The 16138-nt window shown below is 43.1% G+C and carries 14 protein-coding genes and 2 tRNA genes; 8 read left to right on the top strand and 8 right to left on the bottom strand.

From position 1 onward, the window contains the following. Positions 1-275 precede the first annotated feature (275 nt). Together J3L18_RS03250 and J3L18_RS03245 are read left to right on the top strand one after the other, a co-directional pair. Positions 276-1772 (top strand): sodium:solute symporter, encoded by a 1497-nt coding sequence (locus tag J3L18_RS03250; RefSeq protein ID WP_129571249.1) that lies wholly within the window; start codon positions 276-278, stop codon positions 1770-1772. A gap of 161 nt (positions 1773-1933) precedes the next feature. Continuing rightward, positions 1934-2641, top strand: a complete 708-nt coding sequence (locus tag J3L18_RS03245; protein WP_090533093.1) for an LOG family protein — start codon at positions 1934-1936, stop codon at positions 2639-2641. Positions 2642-2715: 74 nt separating this feature from the next. Here J3L18_RS03245 and J3L18_RS03240 read toward each other — a convergent pair whose 3' ends face one another. After that, complete coding sequence (locus J3L18_RS03240) at positions 2716-4671, bottom strand: TlpA family protein disulfide reductase (protein ID WP_129571250.1); 1956 nt, start codon at positions 4669-4671, stop codon at positions 2716-2718. A 93-nt stretch (positions 4672-4764) separates the two neighbouring features. Here J3L18_RS03240 and J3L18_RS03235 point away from each other — a divergent pair, with 93 nt between their 5' ends. From J3L18_RS03235 to J3L18_RS03225, 3 genes are all read left to right on the top strand, one after another. Continuing rightward, positions 4765-6030 carry a TCR/Tet family MFS transporter gene (locus J3L18_RS03235; RefSeq protein WP_129571251.1) on the top strand — a complete coding sequence of 422 codons (1266 nt, stop codon included), beginning with the start codon at positions 4765-4767 and terminating at the stop codon, positions 6028-6030. Positions 6031-6104: 74 nt separating this feature from the next. Further along, positions 6105-6623 (top strand): 3'-5' exonuclease family protein, encoded by a 519-nt coding sequence (locus tag J3L18_RS03230; RefSeq protein ID WP_129571252.1) that lies wholly within the window; start codon positions 6105-6107, stop codon positions 6621-6623. Positions 6624-6672: 49 nt separating this feature from the next. Then, a complete protein-coding gene (locus J3L18_RS03225; RefSeq protein WP_129571253.1) occupies positions 6673-7926 on the top strand; it encodes a TCR/Tet family MFS transporter in 1254 nt (417 codons plus the stop codon). Between the two features lie 83 nt (positions 7927-8009). Here the strand turns inward: J3L18_RS03225 and J3L18_RS03220 are convergent, their stop codons facing one another. Together J3L18_RS03220 and J3L18_RS03215 are read right to left on the bottom strand one after the other, a co-directional pair. Then, a complete protein-coding gene (locus J3L18_RS03220) occupies positions 8010-8600 on the bottom strand; it encodes a DUF502 domain-containing protein (RefSeq protein ID WP_091174469.1) in 591 nt (196 codons plus the stop codon). Between the two features lie 16 nt (positions 8601-8616). Further along, a complete protein-coding gene (locus J3L18_RS03215) occupies positions 8617-11079 on the bottom strand; it encodes a bifunctional UDP-N-acetylmuramoyl-tripeptide:D-alanyl-D-alanine ligase/alanine racemase (RefSeq protein ID WP_129571254.1) in 2463 nt (820 codons plus the stop codon). A 60-nt stretch (positions 11080-11139) separates the two neighbouring features. On the opposite strand from J3L18_RS03215, the gene J3L18_RS03210 reads away from it, so the two are divergent. From J3L18_RS03210 to J3L18_RS03200, 3 genes are all read left to right on the top strand, one after another. Beyond that, the gene (locus J3L18_RS03210; RefSeq protein ID WP_129571255.1) at positions 11140-11622 is read left to right on the top strand and encodes a regulatory protein RecX; all 483 of its coding nucleotides are present in this window, start codon (positions 11140-11142) and stop codon (positions 11620-11622) included. A 123-nt stretch (positions 11623-11745) separates the two neighbouring features. Next, positions 11746-11818, top strand: a tRNA-Gly gene (locus J3L18_RS03205). A 53-nt stretch (positions 11819-11871) separates the two neighbouring features. Next, positions 11872-11956 (top strand) — tRNA-Leu (locus J3L18_RS03200). 162 nt (positions 11957-12118) lie between these two features. Here J3L18_RS03200 and J3L18_RS03195 read toward each other — a convergent pair. The 5 genes from J3L18_RS03195 to J3L18_RS03175 all read right to left on the bottom strand — a co-directional run bounded on the left by J3L18_RS03195 (position 12119) and on the right by J3L18_RS03175 (position 15895). Next, positions 12119-13087 (bottom strand): ISAon1 family transposase, encoded by a 969-nt coding sequence (locus J3L18_RS03195; protein WP_129571946.1) that lies wholly within the window; start codon positions 13085-13087, stop codon positions 12119-12121. A gap of 7 nt (positions 13088-13094) precedes the next feature. Beyond that, positions 13095-13451 (bottom strand): ISAon1 family transposase N-terminal region protein, encoded by a 357-nt coding sequence (locus J3L18_RS03190; RefSeq protein ID WP_129571947.1) that lies wholly within the window; start codon positions 13449-13451, stop codon positions 13095-13097. A gap of 75 nt (positions 13452-13526) precedes the next feature. Then, the gene (locus tag J3L18_RS03185) at positions 13527-14366 is read right to left on the bottom strand and encodes a recombinase zinc beta ribbon domain-containing protein (protein ID WP_243771486.1); all 840 of its coding nucleotides are present in this window, start codon (positions 14364-14366) and stop codon (positions 13527-13529) included. 201 nt (positions 14367-14567) lie between these two features. Next, positions 14568-15314 carry an IS21-like element helper ATPase IstB gene (gene istB / locus J3L18_RS03180; protein ID WP_129571990.1) on the bottom strand — a complete coding sequence of 249 codons (747 nt, stop codon included), beginning with the start codon at positions 15312-15314 and terminating at the stop codon, positions 14568-14570. Positions 15315-15334: 20 nt separating this feature from the next. Continuing rightward, positions 15335-15895, bottom strand: coding sequence for a Mu transposase domain-containing protein (locus J3L18_RS03175; protein ID WP_375339184.1), 561 nt, complete (start codon positions 15893-15895; stop codon positions 15335-15337). Between the last annotated feature and the right edge of the window lie 243 nt (positions 15896-16138).

Below are 16138 nucleotides of genomic sequence, written 5' to 3'. Positions count from 1 at the left end.
CAGAACTGGTGGTTCCCTATAATGTTTTTTGCAAAAAGCGACAGTCCCAAACTCGCAAGCGGGCTCTTAAAGGCCCCAAGGGTTATACGGGGTGTGTAGTTTGCCCGATGTTCAAGACAAATATCTTACTTCTCATCGCAATGCATGTCATTTCATTTTTTTTCAGGGCTTCCCTGATGGTTACTCGCAATGACGGGAGCTAAAATACCCATCAAACAATAATTACCTTTTTTGAAAAAAGATTCCGACTTTAGAAAAAAACATAACACACATCTATGTCGCCCGGAGTATTATTGTCATTCATCATCGGTTACTTTTTGGTTTTACTGGTCATCTCCTGGCTTACATCAAAAAAATCGTCGGATAATGATACTTTTTTCGTAGCTAACCGAAATTCCAAATGGTATTTAGTTGCCTTCGGGATGATTGGTACGGCATTGAGCGGGGTTACTTTTATCTCTGTTCCCGGTAAGGTTGGCACCGATGATTTTGCCTATTTCCAGTTTGTGCTGGGCAACGCTGCCGGCTTTTTCATCATAGCCACGGTATTGCTTCCATTATATTACCGGCTTAAACTCACATCCATTTACAGCTACATTGAAGGCGCTTTAGGCGTTTGGAGCTATAAAACAGCTGCTGCTATATTCCTGGTGAGCCGGGTTATCGGCTCGGCTTTCAGGTTATACCTGGTGGTTATCGTACTGCAGAAGTTTATTTTCGACAGCTACCATATTCCCTTTGCGGTTACAGTGCTTATTTGTTTGCTGCTCATCTGGTCGTACACCTTTAAGGGAGGATTGAAAACCATTATCATTACCGACAGCTTGCAAACATTTTTCCTGGTAACATCTGTTTTCCTGTCGATATATTTTATTTGCCAAAGCCTGCACATGAACATTTTTGAAGCTGCCGAAACCATCAAAAACAGCAGCTATTCTAAAATATTCTTCTTTAACGATTTCATGAGCAGCAAGCTGCATTTAGGTAAACAGTTTTTAGGCGCCATGTTTATCACTATCGGCATGACCGGGCTTGACCAGGACCTGATGCAAAAAAACCTTAGCCTTAAAAATATCAAAGAAGCGCAAAAAAACATGTTCAGCTTTGTTGGCGTTTTCGTGATTATTAACATATTCTTCCTGAGCGTAGGCGCTTTGCTATACATGTACGCTGCCAAAAACGGCATCAACGTTACTAAAACCGACTATCTTTACCCTACTATCGCCCTGCAATATTTAGGGCTTGTTCCGGCTATGGTATTCATGCTGGGCTTAACAGCTGCTACCTTTGCCACTACCGATTCGGCACTTACAGCGCTCACCACCTCTTTTTGTGTAGACTTTTTAGGTTTTAACAAGCGCAAGGATGTGAATAGCAAAAAAATGGTGGCCGTACGTCATTGGGTACACATTGCTTTTTCGGGGTTGATGTTTTTAACCATCATCATATTTAACGCCATTAATAATGATGCTGTAGTTAGCGCCATATTCACCGTGGCATCATATACCTATGGGCCGCTGCTTGGCCTTTATTCATTTGGCCTGTTTGTAGGCAACAGGCAGGTAATGGATAAACTGGTGCCTTTCATTTGCATACTCTCTCCTGCTATATGCTATTTTTTAAATGCCGAATCAAAATCAATTTTAGGCGGATATGTTTTTGGTAACGAACTCATCATTGTAAACGGATTAATTACATTTATTGGGCTTTGGGTTACTTCGAGTTCGAAAGCTGGGGAAGTCCGTAAGTCGGAAAACCCGGAGATCGGGTAATTAAAAAGTAAAACAACAAATAAACCGGAATCAATTTTCTTTGTACTTTGCATTAATTAATATAGAATAAAAACTTCCGGACTTTCGGACGTTCCGACTTCCGGACTAAAAAAACACTTCCGGACTTTTGGACTCCCCAACTTCCGGACTAAAAAAAGAATATGACCGGAGAAGATAAAATAAGACAAGCTTTCGAGAACAAAAACTGGCAGGAAATTAAGGTTACCGACTCCTGGCAGATCTTTAAAATAATGGCCGAATTTGTTGACGGCTTTGAAAAACTGGCCAAAATTGGCCCGTGCGTATCCATCTTCGGGTCGGCACGTACGCATACCGACAACAAATACTACCAACTGGCCGTAGAAACCGCCCGACTGCTTACCGAGCATGGTTACGGTGTAATATCAGGCGGCGGGCCCGGTATAATGGAAGCTGCCAACAAGGGCGCCTATGAAAACGGCGGTAAATCGGTAGGTTTAAACATCGAACTCCCATTTGAGCAGTTCCACAATAAATATATCGACAGGGATAAGATCATGGAGTTTGATTACTTCTTTATCCGCAAGGTTATGTTCATGAAGTACTCGCAGGGTTTTATCATTTTGCCCGGCGGCTTTGGCACTATGGATGAATCGTTTGAGGCCATTACCCTTATCCAAACCGGTAAAATTGCCCGTTTCCCAATCATTTTTGTTGGGGTTGAGTACTGGAAAGGCCTGTTTAAATGGGTTGAAGAAAAAATGCTGAACGATCAGCACAATATCAATCCCGACGACCTGAACCTTTATCGCGTGGTTGATACCGCGGAAGAAGCTGTTGAGCACATCACCCGTTTCTATAACAAATACGTACTTAAGCCAAACTTTTAACAGGCAATACAATAAAAAATGCCGCTCCAACAGGGCGGCATTTTTGTTTGATATAGTTTTAGGTTTGCAATCAGCTATTTCATGTTTTGTTTTGGCGTAGCAGCAACTTCCGCGGCAACCGGCGCTTTTGCCATGTCAATCATTGTGCTCACTTCTTCTACCAACCCTTCTGCCGAACCACCAAATCCCACAACCTTAAAGCGGGTATTGCCGTTTTTATCGATGATGAACTTGGTTGGAATACCGGTTACTCCAAATTGTGAAACCACTTTTGATTGCCTGCCATCGCTGCCTTTTTCATCTACCAGCACGTTAAAAGTGTAATTATTATCGGTAATGAATTTTTTTACGCCATCAATATAATTATCGCCGTTTTCCCAGGTATCAATAAACAGGAATTTCACATCCTCATCATCTTTATATTTATTTACAGCCATTTGCATCCCCGGAAAAGATGCTTTACAAGGGCCGCACCAGGTAGCCCAAAAATCAACTATAACAATCTTGCCTTTTAAGTCGGCCAGCGAAACGGTTTTTCCCGCGAAATCTTTAAGGGCAAATTTGGCAGCAGGCTCGTTGATCATTTGCTTAGCCACCTCCTCCCTTTTTTTGTCTTTTGCAATAGCTGTTAAACCGGCCAGGTATTGATCGTAACCTGCTTCATTGCCTTTTAAGCCTACATAGGCCTTTTTTAACTCTTCTGTTAAAGCAGGGGAAACTTTAGCTGCCTTAAACGCGCCTTCAATTACATCTTTTGATTCGGCATATTTGCCAAGGGCATTTAAAATAAGTACGTAATGCTCGGTGGTGATAGGGTCGTTATCCTTGTTGTCTGTATAAACCTCTTTTTGATATTTAAGGGCCTCATTATATTTTTTCTCTTTATATAAAATGAATGCGTAACTATCAGCATACATGTTATATACATCCTTGTTTTGCTTTTGCATGCTCTTTACCGACATAAACGGCGAAGCCTCAGGATGCTTCATTTTTTCAATAACGATGTCCAATGATTGTTTTGATAGTTTTTCAGCCTCATCAAGTCGCTCATCTTGTTGAGCCCAGCCATAAGCTATGTTGTTATAGCTGTTTGCAATGCTTGATTTATTTTGGACTTGTGCTGCATAAGCATTAAAAGCAGCTGTATTACCATCAGTCAAAAAGCCGGTAGCCAGTTGCCCTCGTATATAATCTATTCGAGAACCTTTATCAGTAGCCATAGCGGGGAATTTGGCTATATATGCTTTATAAAGCGAATCTTTTTTGTGCACATCCTTCTCGCGCATCATGGCAAATTCCGCCTCGTTTTTTACTGATTCGCCGTTAGGATACTTAGCTTTGATAATCTCTCCCAATGAATCGGCAGAGTTTTTTTTGTTACGCCAGTTCAGTATGTTAGCGGCCAGGATCAGATCTTTTTCTACCGCGCTTTTTTCAAGCGCTTTAACTTTGGCTTCTAACAAGGCAGAAGTAGCCGGATCTTTTTTCTTGGCCAATATATAGTAGTAATTAAACTGATATGGTTTTTCGGCCTGCGGGTAGGCATCATATTCTTTTTTATATAAAGTCAGGCCTTCTTCGGAGTCTATCTTTATTTTGGCAAAATTACTGCCAACCCCACTGGCCAATATGTAAGCTTTTGCTTCATAAGCACCCTGAACAGGTTTTTTATCTTTATAAACTAAGTATATGTACCCTTTGTCGTTATTATTATCAATATCACCGTTACTAAAAATCTTTACAAAAAAAGCTTTCGCTGTGGCAGGAATAGTGAAATCGCCGGAAAGTAAAGAGCCATTAGGTTTTAATTCGATGTCGGCCGCCGGGTTATCCTTCCCATCAATGTAGTATACCTCTGCGCTGATATCCTTTTTACCGGCAACAGGCGTACCTTTCGGATCATAAGTAATTTTAACCTTTTCGGTTGCCGATGGATAACTATCAGATAATGTAAGATGATTACTTTGTGCAAAAACACTTTGCACAACCAGCAGCGCCGGCAACAGTAGCATTGATTTGTGTGGTTTCATAGGTTTAACTAATTATATAGTTCAAGTTAAATACAAATTATTATAAATACAATTATTTTAACAATTATTAACGTTAATAATTTATTTTGCGCCATGGATAAGTCCGCCAAGAATAAACCCCAGGGAGCTTTAGGCTTTATATTCGTTACTTTACTGATTGATGTGGTAGGCTTAGGGATCATCATACCTGTACTGCCCAAACTGATTGAAAAATTGATCCACGCCGGGTTGAGCGAAGCTTCTTTGTATGCCGGCTTTTTAACGCTGGCCTATTCGGTAATGCAGTTCCTTTTTTCGCCAATGATAGGCAACCTGAGTGATAAGTATGGCCGCCGCCCGGTTTTGCTTTGTTCCTTACTGGGTTTTGGCATTGATTATTTGTTCCTTGCCTTTGCACCATCCATATGGTGGCTATTTTTAGGCCGGGCAATTGCAGGCATTACCGGCGCCAGCTTCACCACAGCATCGGCCTATATAGCCGATGTGAGTACTCCCGAAAAGCGCGCCCAAAACTTTGGTATGATTGGCGTTGCCTTTGGCCTCGGCTTTATCATTGGTCCGGCAATTGGCGGTGTGTTAGGTAAAATGGATGTTCAATATCCCTTTTTCGCTGCCGCAGGTTTAGCCTTTTTGAACGCCCTTTATGGTTTCTTCATCCTGCCCGAATCGCTGGATGAGGCCCATCGCCGCCCCTTCGATATCAAAAGGGCAAACCCGCTTGGCTCATTGCTGCAGCTTAAAAAATATCCGTCGGTTATGGGTTTGGCCCTATCGCTGTTCCTGGTATATTTTGCCGGGCAGGCCGTACAAAACGTTTGGACATATTTTACTTTCGAAAAATTTAAATGGGGCGAGGATACTGTCGGTTATTCTCTCGCCTTTATAGGCCTGATGATAGCGCTGGTACAGGGCGGCCTGATGCGCCTGATCTTACCTAAACTGGGCATGGAACGTTGCATTTGGGTTGGCTTGCTGCTATATAGCATCGGCCTTATCCTGTTTGCTGTGGCAACCCAGGGTTGGATGATGTTTGCCTTTATGGTGCCTTATGCCCTTGGCGGTATTGCAGGCCCCGCGTTGCAGGGCATCATGACCAACCAGGTACCCGCCAATGAACAGGGCGAACTTCAGGGTGGCCTAACCAGCCTCATGAGTCTGAGCGCCATTTTTGGCCCCTGGGTAATGACCACTTTATTTTATTATTTCACCAACGATAAAAGGCCCTTCTTTTTTCCGGGAGCCCCCTTTATTTTAGGTGCAATACTGATGTTGATAAGCGCGTTGCTTGCTATCCGTAATTTCAAAAACGTGAAGAAAACCTCAGCAAAGGACGTGGGTGCCTTAGCAACATTGCATTGATCATTTATTTTTTGTATATTATAGATAATTAACATGCTTATTTAAAGCCAATACAAACTATAATAATTAATACAATGGCTTACATTATGGTAGATATAGAAAGCGACGGTCCAATTCCGGGCGATTATTCTATGATCTCGTTTGGGGCGGTGCTGGTACAAGACGGCCTCAAAGAAACTTTTTACGGGCAGTTGAAGCCCATTTCTGAAAATTACATTCCAGAAGCGCTGGCTGTATCCGGACATACCCGCGAGGAAACTTTAAATTTTGATGATCCGGCAAAGGTCATGAATGATTTCGCAGCGTGGTTAAAACGGGTTTGCCATGATAAACCACATTTCATCAGTGATAATAATGGATTTGACTGGATGTTCATCTGCTGGTATTTTCATCATTTCACAGGCGACAATCCTTTTGGTTTCAGCTCGCAAAACCTGGGCAGCCTGTACAAAGGGATAGTAAAAGATATGTTTCAGAACTTTAAACACCTGCGCCAAACATCGCACACACATCACCCGGCTGATGATGCCAAAGGCAATGCCGAAGCATTGCTTACCTTAAAACATGAATATGGATTGAAGATAAAGCTGTAATATAGCTTGAAATAAAACTTTTGACCTGCTTAAACCTTTATCATTATTAATGAGCGCCAAACCTAAAAAACATACCGCCGCCTTAGGATTTATTTTCGTAACGCTTTTTATTGATGTACTTGGTTTAGGCATCATTATACCGGTAATGCCCTCGCTGCTCGAGAAACTGGGCAACATGGATGTAAGCACCGCTGCGCAATATAATGGCTATTTAACTTTCACGTACGCCTCCATGCAGTTCCTGTTTTCATCACTATTGGGTAACCTGAGCGACAGGTACGGGCGCCGGCCTGTATTATTAGGTTCGCTTATTGGCTTTGGGATAGATTATATTTTTATGGCCTTTGCTCCTACTGTGGCCTGGTTATTTATCGGCCGCGCCATAGCGGGCTTTGCGGGCGCCAGTAATACCACAGCAACCGCTTACATTGCCGATATCAGTACAGGTAAAAACCGGGCGGCAAATTTTGGTTTGGTTGGGGCAGCATCCGGGCTTGGATTTATTATTGGTATAGGCACCGGGAGCTTTTTGGGTGCATTAAATGTGCGGTTCCCTTTTATGCTGGCGGCCGGTCTGGCACTCCTGAATGCGGCGTATGGCTATTTTGTATTACCCGAATCATTAAATATCAAAAACCGCAGGCGTTTTGAATGGAAGAAGGCTAATCCCATTAGCTCATTACGCAGTCTGTCGCGCTATAAATCCTTAACCGGATTGATCGGAGCATTCTCGTTGGTTTATATCGCCCAAAAAGCTGTCGAATATGTGTTATCCTTTTACGTAACCGAAAAGTTTGACTGGTCGCTGAAAAGCATTGGCTTTTTAGGGTTCTTCATCGGCATTGTACTGGTAGCCATACAGGGAGGGCTCATCAGGTTTACCATTCCTAAATTCGGGCAGGAGAAAAATATCGTAGCCGGCTTACTATTTTACACCATCGGCTTAACCCTAATTGCTTTTGCCAACCAGGGTTGGATGATGTATGTTTTTATGGTACCCTATTGCCTTGGCGGTATTTCGGGCCCTTCACTTCAGGGTATGATTACCAGTACAGTATCAGCTAAAGAGCAGGGCGAATTGCAGGGCTCATTGACCAGTATCAGTAGTTTAGCAGTAATCATCGGCCCCCTGTTAATGAGTTCGGTGTTTCATTTGTTCACCCATCGTAATACTTCAACATATTTTCCGGGCGCTCCGTATATTTTGGGTGCGATTTTAATGCTAATAGCTGTTTTTTGGGCAGTAAGAAGCTTCAAGAAAGCCAGGGTGACAGATTCAAAACAGGTGGAAGTGTTGCCGTAGAAACACGCAAGCCCCACCCCAACCCTACCCGAAAGGAAGGCTTTAAGAAAATCGCCCCTACACCGGAGGAGATTTATAGAGAGCTAATCCAATCCGCTCACGCCGCCAGATATCACAAACTTCATCACATCGGCAGCACTCTTATCCATCGGTTTTACCCTATCGGCAGCAATGATGATTACCTGCCCTGCAAACGAGTAGGAATACGGGAAGTATACAGCCACCTCGCCGGGCAAGCCAATCTTTGTCAGGTCTTTCTGAACCAGGAAACCTATCTTTTTTAAACCGAACTCATTAACCTCAACCAGTACCGGTTCGTTGAACTTTTTCTCTTCGCCGACAAAGGCTTCTGTCAAATCTTTTATCGACGAATACAGGAACGCGAAGATGGGCAAACGTGCAAACCACCGCTTAAACCAGGCTTTAATTGGTTCGGTGATTACATTGGTAACCAGCACCCCCATGATCATGATAACCACTACCACATTCAGGATCCCCAAACCCGGGATATACATGTGCTTCCCGGTCTTATCAACCCAAAGATCACTCAGATTAAGCGCCTTATCAATGCTGGCCACCGCCCAGTACATCAGGAAAATAGCTGCGCCTACCGGTACAACCACCAACATCCCTTTTACAAAATACCTGAATAATGCCCGCGCTAACCTGTTCATTTTAAGCCCCTGATTTCTACTCGTAAAAGTACACTCTTTTTACCCTTTGCGAAATATTGGTTAATATTTCATAAGGGATGGTACCTATCTGCTTTGCCAGTTCTTCAATGCGCTGATGCTCATCAAAGATGATCACCTCATCGCCTTCATGCACATCAAGGCCGCTCACATCCAGCATGCACATATCCATAGTGATGTTGCCCACGGTAGGCACAAGTGTGCCTTTCACCAGCATTTTACCCACGCCTTTGCCAAAGGCACGCAGGTAACCATCGGCATAGCCAATACGAACGGTAGCTATTTTCCCGTCTTTAACAAGGCTCCCGCTTCGCCCGTAGCTGATAGTGTCTCCTTTTCCAATCTTTTTAACCTGGGCAACGCTGGTTTTTAAACTGGCTATGGGCTGCAAACCCGCATCAGACCCTGGTACCGACGAATCGATTCCGTACAATCCTATCCCCAATCTAACCATATCATAGTGTGCCGAAGGCCAGCGGATAATGCCGGCTGTATTGCAGATGTGCTTGATCACCTTATAACCCAGTGTGCGCTCTATTTCTTTAAAAGCCTTTTCAAAGCGCCTTATCTGCTTTTTAGTAAACTCGTCGTGTTCCGGACTTTCGCTTGCTACCAGGTGCGAAAATACCGATTGCACCCGCACGTAACGGTTGACCTCCAGCATATCGCACAGGGTTTCTATCTCGTAATTTTCAAAACCCAGGCGATGCATACCGGTGTCAATTTTAAGGTGTACCGGGTAACCGGCAATGCCTTGTGCCGAAGCATAGCTCACAAAATCATCTAATAAACCAAAACTGTAAATTACCGGCTCAAGCTTATATTCGGAGAGCTTATCAAATGCCGAAGCTTCGGGGTTAAGCACTTTGATGGGCAGGTTAATCCCCGCCTGCCGTAAAGCTACCCCCTCATCAATATAGGCAACCGCCAAATAATCAACCTTATTATATTGCAGCATATTGGCAACCTCAAAAGTGCCGCTGCCATAGCTAAAAGCCTTTACCATAGCCATCACTTTTACGCCCGGCTTAAGCTTTGATTTATAAAAGTTAAGGTTGTTTAGTAAGGAGTTCAGGTTGATCTCCATTACGGTTTCATGCGCTTTTTGGGCCAACGCGCGGCTCACCTGCTCAAACTCAAAACTGCGCGAACCTTTGATCAGGATGGTTTCATCTTTAAAATTGAGCACTTTTAACTGTTGCAGCAGAGTGGCTGTATCGGCATAAAAATATTGTTGGGCTATGTCAAAATATTGCTGGTGGCCGAGCAGCGCCTCCCCTACGCCAACAAATTTATCAATCTTTTTGGCCCGGATCAATTCGGCCACCTGTTTGTACAGCACATCTTGCTGCAGGCCCGATTGATAAATATCTGATAGGATCAGCGTCTTTTTTTGATGCTGATTTTGCTGCGACAAAAAGTTAAGCGCTATCTCCAGCGATTGCAGATCCGAATTGTATGAATCATCAATAACGGAACAGTTGTTTAAGCCGTTTTTTAACTCCAACCGCATACTTACCGGCGCGAGGCGCTCTATGCGCTTATCCGCCTCCACAGCACTGTAGCCTAAAGCCAGCATAGTAGCCCAACAGGTAATGGCATTTTCTACCGAGGCCTGGTCGGTAAAAGGAACAAGACACTCAATCTCTTTACCTTGGTACCGTGCACGGAAATAATAATTTTTAGAGATCACCGTCTCGCTGAAAACATACAGATCAGCTTCACGGAACTTACGACTCCAGGTAAAGGTTTCTTTAGCCGCGATATCTTTTTCATAACCGATTAGCTGATCGTAATTATGGATCAACAGCCTGCTGTTTTTGAATAGCCCAAGTTTTTCCAGGAGCTTTTGCCTGGGCGATTCAAAACCCTCGTCGTGCGCAGGGCCTATGTGGGTGAGTACCCCTATTTCGGGCTTAATGATAGCTTCCAGCTTATTCATCTCGTTTACCGTGGAGATGCCCGCTTCAAAAATCCCAAGTTCGTTCCGGTCGTTGATTTGCCATACGGATAGCGGCACCCCAATTTGCGAGTTATAACTTTTAGGGTTACGTACAATATTTTTATCGGCCGAAAGCAGCTGGTAAAGCCATTCTTTAACAATAGTTTTGCCGTTACTGCCCGTAATACCAATTACCTCCAGCTTAAAACGGCTGCGGTGATAGGCTGCCAGCATTTGCAGGGCAGCCAGCGGATCTGGCACAATCAAAAAGTTTGCGCCGGGCAGGTTAAACTCCGGGCCATGTTCTACCACAAAATTGCGCACACCGCCTGCATAAGCTTCGGCAACAAACTCATGGCCATTGCGTCTGCCGCTCAGGGCAAAAAACAAGCCTTCGGCAGGGTTGTTGATCCTGCGGCTATCGGTAAAAAGCGCACTGATCGTATATTCTTCAACAATGTTGCCATCTGCCTTGATGATCTTTTTTATAGCGCTTATGGTGTACGAGTTAGTTGGCATGCTGCTAATTTGGAGATATTAAAACAAATAGAATAATTTTTAACGAATTTTGGTTTTTAAATGGATCAGACCAAATCAATTAAAATTACTGACGAGAAAGTTGCCCTTGCAAAATCCGAACACTTTTGTGCCTACCAGGAGCGCGCCCAGCAGGAAGTACGCGACAAACTTTACGAGTGGGGACTATGGCCTGATGCTGTTGAACGCATTATAAGCCAATTGATAGAGGGCAATTTCCTTAACGAGGAACGCTTTGCACGGATCTATGCTAAAAGTAAATTTAACCAAAAAGTGTGGGGACGTATTAAAATTAAACAAGGGCTTAAACTTAAACGAGTGCCCGATGTATTGATCAAAAAAGCTCTCCTTACTATTGACCCTGACGATTATTTGACTGCTTTGACCCACTTATTACAAAAAAAAGAAGCTACCCTAAACGAGAAGAACCAACTGAAGCGCCGGTACAAGCTGCAGCAGTACGCCATGGGCCGCGGATTTGAAGCTGAGCTGATATCAGATATTTTGAAAAACAGCGAGTTATAAACTATTTTCAAAAAAATTAAATTTTTCCTTGCAGAGTATGCATTTCTGCCTATATTTGCACTCCCGCAAACGAGATAGGCAGCCGGTTAACGAAAGCCGGATCAAAGCGAGGAAAATACCAATGCGAAAGTAGCTCAGTTGGTAGAGCACGACCTTGCCAAGGTCGGGGTCGCGAGTTCGAATCTCGTCTTTCGCTCAAAGCCCTTCCTGATAAAAAGAAGGGTTTTATTTTTAAAAGGTTAGACACCTGCTCAGATGGTGGAACTGGTAGACACGCAGGACTTAAAATCCTGTTCCCGTAAACGGAGTGCGGGTTCGATTCCCGCTCTGAGTACAAAAGCAGCGTAAAATCGCTTCAAAAGCCCTTAAATCAATGATTTAGGGGCTTTTTTGTTTTAAAGCCCACTCAAAATTCGCAAATAAACACAAAATTCTGTTGAGTGATTCATTGAGTTATCTAGGATCAGACCGAAAAGTTGGGGGGGGGGGATAAAAGTCATGCATAGATTTTAGCGAGTCTGAATAGAAAAAAGGAAGTGTCTCTGACTCCTCTTAAAGTTGCCCTGAAAGCTTTCACCTTCGCATTGAAAGATTCTGCAGATGCGTTTGTACTTCTGTTGTCGAAGAAGTTTAAGATAGATTCATAATGTTGATGAACAGATCTGGCTACAGTTTTAAAAGCGTCAATATTTGCCGTTTCCACATCATTATACCAGATAGCCAGTTTTTTAAAGGCTATCACTTTGGTTTTACAGGTTGTAAATATCTTACCTAAACCGATGGCAAGATCATAAGCTTTAAGTAATTCCGGATATCTGGTAAAAAGCAGATCAGCCCGCTCTTTTTGAGATAGTGTCCATTTTGACCGGTGTTTGAACAATAAGTAGCGGCTTCGGGCCAGTAATTGTTTTAAAGTATCGCCATTACTAAATACTTCGGGCTGATAGGGTTGTTTGTTTTTCCGGGCCTGTTCAATCAGCTCACTTTCCGCATCAAGAGCTTCCCAGCGATACTTTATTCTTGCTTCCTGTACAGCATCATAAGCCAGCTTTTGTACATGGAACCTATCTACCACACGCACAGCATAATTAAAACACCTGCGGATAGCTTTGATCATATTAGCCGCCATGTCCATCGTTACTTCCTTTACCTTATTCCTTGACCTTAAGGGTATTTTCTCCAGCGCAGCTATGATCTGTTCAGACTGTGTGCCTTTGATCATCGCCACTATAGCTTTTTTGTTCCCTTTGGCCTGTTTGTTAGTCACGATGGTATAGAGCTCCCCGTTGCTTAACGCGGTTTCATCTATACTCAGATAAGGGCCTATGTTATCTGCAAACAGCATCCAGTCCTCTGCATGCTCTTTTTGATCCCAGCTGTGGAAATCACTTAGGTGGTCTTTGTATTGCTGCCCGAGCTGCTTGCCGTCTACCTGGTATAACCGGCCTAATAAATGGCTGCTGATCGGGTGATTATCTAAATATTCCTTTTAAAAAAATGCCGAATTCCGTTGTCATTCGCGCCCCTTTTCTTACCAAATCCCAATCTCTTGTGATGATCTCCCCGCTCGCCTTTACTTCCCATCTGCGTCTTTTTATACACAAGGCTACTTTATGGCCACGAATAGGAAAATCCTGAATTGCCGTCTCCGGCAAGAAGCCTTTCGACTCTAATTGTGATTTATCATAACCCGATGGCACCAGGTTCTTTTCTTCAAGATAGATATTCAATTGACCCTTCTCCGAGGAATGAACATCTGTAAGTTCAAAATAGTTTAAAAGGCCTTCTGGTAGGATTAAACGGACGAGGGTTTCGTATGCTGATGACAAGTGGATGCCTGTTGTGTTTTATATCCACAAAGCAAACACTTTTTTTATTCCCCCACAATTTTTCTGCTTGATCCGTTATATTGTCGGTGTTCGACACATACCATCTTTATACATGAGAGGATGTTTGAACACCTCCCTAATTAATGAATGTTGATCGTTTATATCCGCTTTTTCGAAAATCCCAGGAATGTCAAGAAGTGTTGGTAATAAATCCATCATTTTTTGCCACTTATCCTTGTTATCTTCTTTTAATTTCTTTATTTCACTTACAATGAATGCCTTTTCCCCAGCATATCTATTGAACCATTTTTTGTAAGTACTAGGTTCGATCTCATCATTCATCATCTTTTCCTCCAACCTTTCAATTTTAGTTTCAATATCCGTTAGCTCTTTTTGACGGTCGCCAACTTTTTCGACTATTCCTTTTAACGTAGCTTGTAGATTTGCTTTACTATTCCCAATCACCCTATTTACTTGCTCCGGACTAAAACTTAACAGTCGCAAAATTTCATTCCACTCCTCGTGTAACTTTATTGCAGGGATATTTATACCATGATGCTTTGTACAACGGTAATATAAATAGTATTTTTTCTTCCCTTTACTCCAACCACTTGTCATACTTAATCCGCAAGGGCATTTCAATACTCCTCGTAGCGGGACTTCACTATTTGCCTGAGTCTTTGAGGGACGTTTATTTCCAAGCATCTCTTGAGCCAGCCAAAAATCTTCCTCACTGATAATTCCTCTATGTATCCCCTTAATATACCGTTCGGGTGAATTCTGATAAGCAGGTACTCTGATAAGCCCGGCATAAACACAATTACCTAACACGCGTACAATGGCGCTGTTACCACTAATACTAAAGCCGAGCGCTCGTACTTCTTTATGGATGACAAAAGCTGGCTTCCCATCCAGATAATCAGCGAAAATCTGTTTAACGACATTTGCTTTTGTCTCATCAACAACAATAATTCCTTTTCCATTTCCATCCTGTATGTTATGGAGATGTTGACCACCCTGTTCCGGGCCAAATTGACCACCGGGTTAGCTGACTTTTGAGTTGCAGCAAATGCTATAAAAGCATGTACAAAAATAGTTATTTAAAAGGTAATTCCATTAGTGGCTGTTTTCCGGTTCAACACTACGTTTTCTTCTCATAGATTCTCCCTTCAGTTCGATACGGTGTGCATCATGAACGATCCTGTCCAGGATCGCATCAGCAATCGTTTTTTCACCAATTACTTCAAACCATTTACTGACCGGCAATTGTGAGGTGATGATCAGCGATGTCTTTCCATGCCGGTCCTCAATGATCTCCATCAGGGCAGCTCTGCTTTGTGCATCAAAAGGCTGTATACCGAAGTCATCCAGTATCAGTAGTTGCTGCCGTTCGAGTTTGGCGATCTCCTTGATATAAGAGCCATCTGCCTTTGCCATCTTCAGTTTAGCGAACAGTTTGGGCGTACTGGTATATAATACCCGGTAACCCAATATGCAGGCCTGGTGGCCTATAGCAGAAGCCACGTAGCTTTTACCGATACCTGTGCTGCCAGTGATCAGCAGGTTCTCGAAGCGGTCAATAAACGTACAGTCCGCCAGGCGCATGATCTGGTTGCGGTCGATGCTTCGGTCGGCATGATAATGAACGTCTTCTATAGCCGCTTTATAGCGGAACTTGGCATAAAGGATCGTGCGTTCGATACGCCTGTTTTGCCGGTCATCCCATTCGGCTTCTACCAGGTGGGCCAACAGTTCGTCCGCTGTATAATCATTCGTTTTACCGGTTTCTATGCTGCTTTTAAAGGCATGGAACATGCCGAAGAACTTCATCTTCCGCAGTTTGTCTAAGGTGCTTGTATTCATGTTATTGTTGTTTTAAATGGTTATTTGTAATAGTCTTCTCCCCGGATATTACCGTGATCTGGCATTGGCAACTCATTGGCAAATAAGCTTTCCTCATAGTTATCCATCTTGTTTTCGAGTATGGTTTGTATCGTTTTATAGTTATAGACGCCATAACTCAATGCCCGCTGACAGGCCACTGTTAATCGTTCATTCCCTGCTTTTTTAGCAAAGCCAAGTACCCCCAGGCAGGACTTGTAAGCCTGTTCAGGGTGTTGTTTACGCTCCAGTATTTGGAGGATATACAGCCTTACATCCTCGTGAATGGAGGCTGCCCAATCCAGGAACATATCTGGTGTCCAGTCACTTTTAAAGCGGTGGGTGCTGGCCATGTGCTCTTTGTCTGTGGTATAGCCATAAGGGTTTTTATTGCGCTTGTGCAAGGCGATACGCTCATAATTGGAGTAGATCTCTACGGTAGTGCGGGAGTATAACAGTTTGACCCGCTTGCCGATATAGCGATAAGGGACGCTGTAATAATGCTTGTCCGGGCCGAGGTTAACGTGGCCATTCTTAATTACCCTGGCCTGGAACTGCTTAATTATTAAACAGGGTGGATAAACGTTTCAGATCATCTAAAAATTGGTCAGTTCAGGTGTCAGATCCGGGTAGCCGACCTTGTATCATTCGTAAGCAGAATTAACAGGTATATGCAAATGCGGCATATAATAAATTTTAGGCATTTTGAGCATCGTATACTTATTGCTAAAATAAACAATGATTAATTAGCAATATCTGACGACACTATAAACAGTAGTTAATAAAAATCAACTATTGTTTTCAAT

The organism is Mucilaginibacter gossypii (genome assembly GCF_017569325.2).
Taxonomy (GTDB): domain Bacteria; phylum Bacteroidota; class Bacteroidia; order Sphingobacteriales; family Sphingobacteriaceae; genus Mucilaginibacter; species Mucilaginibacter gossypii.
Note: the sequence above shows the minus strand (reverse complement) of the source record. Positions and strands in the feature narration are given on the sequence as shown.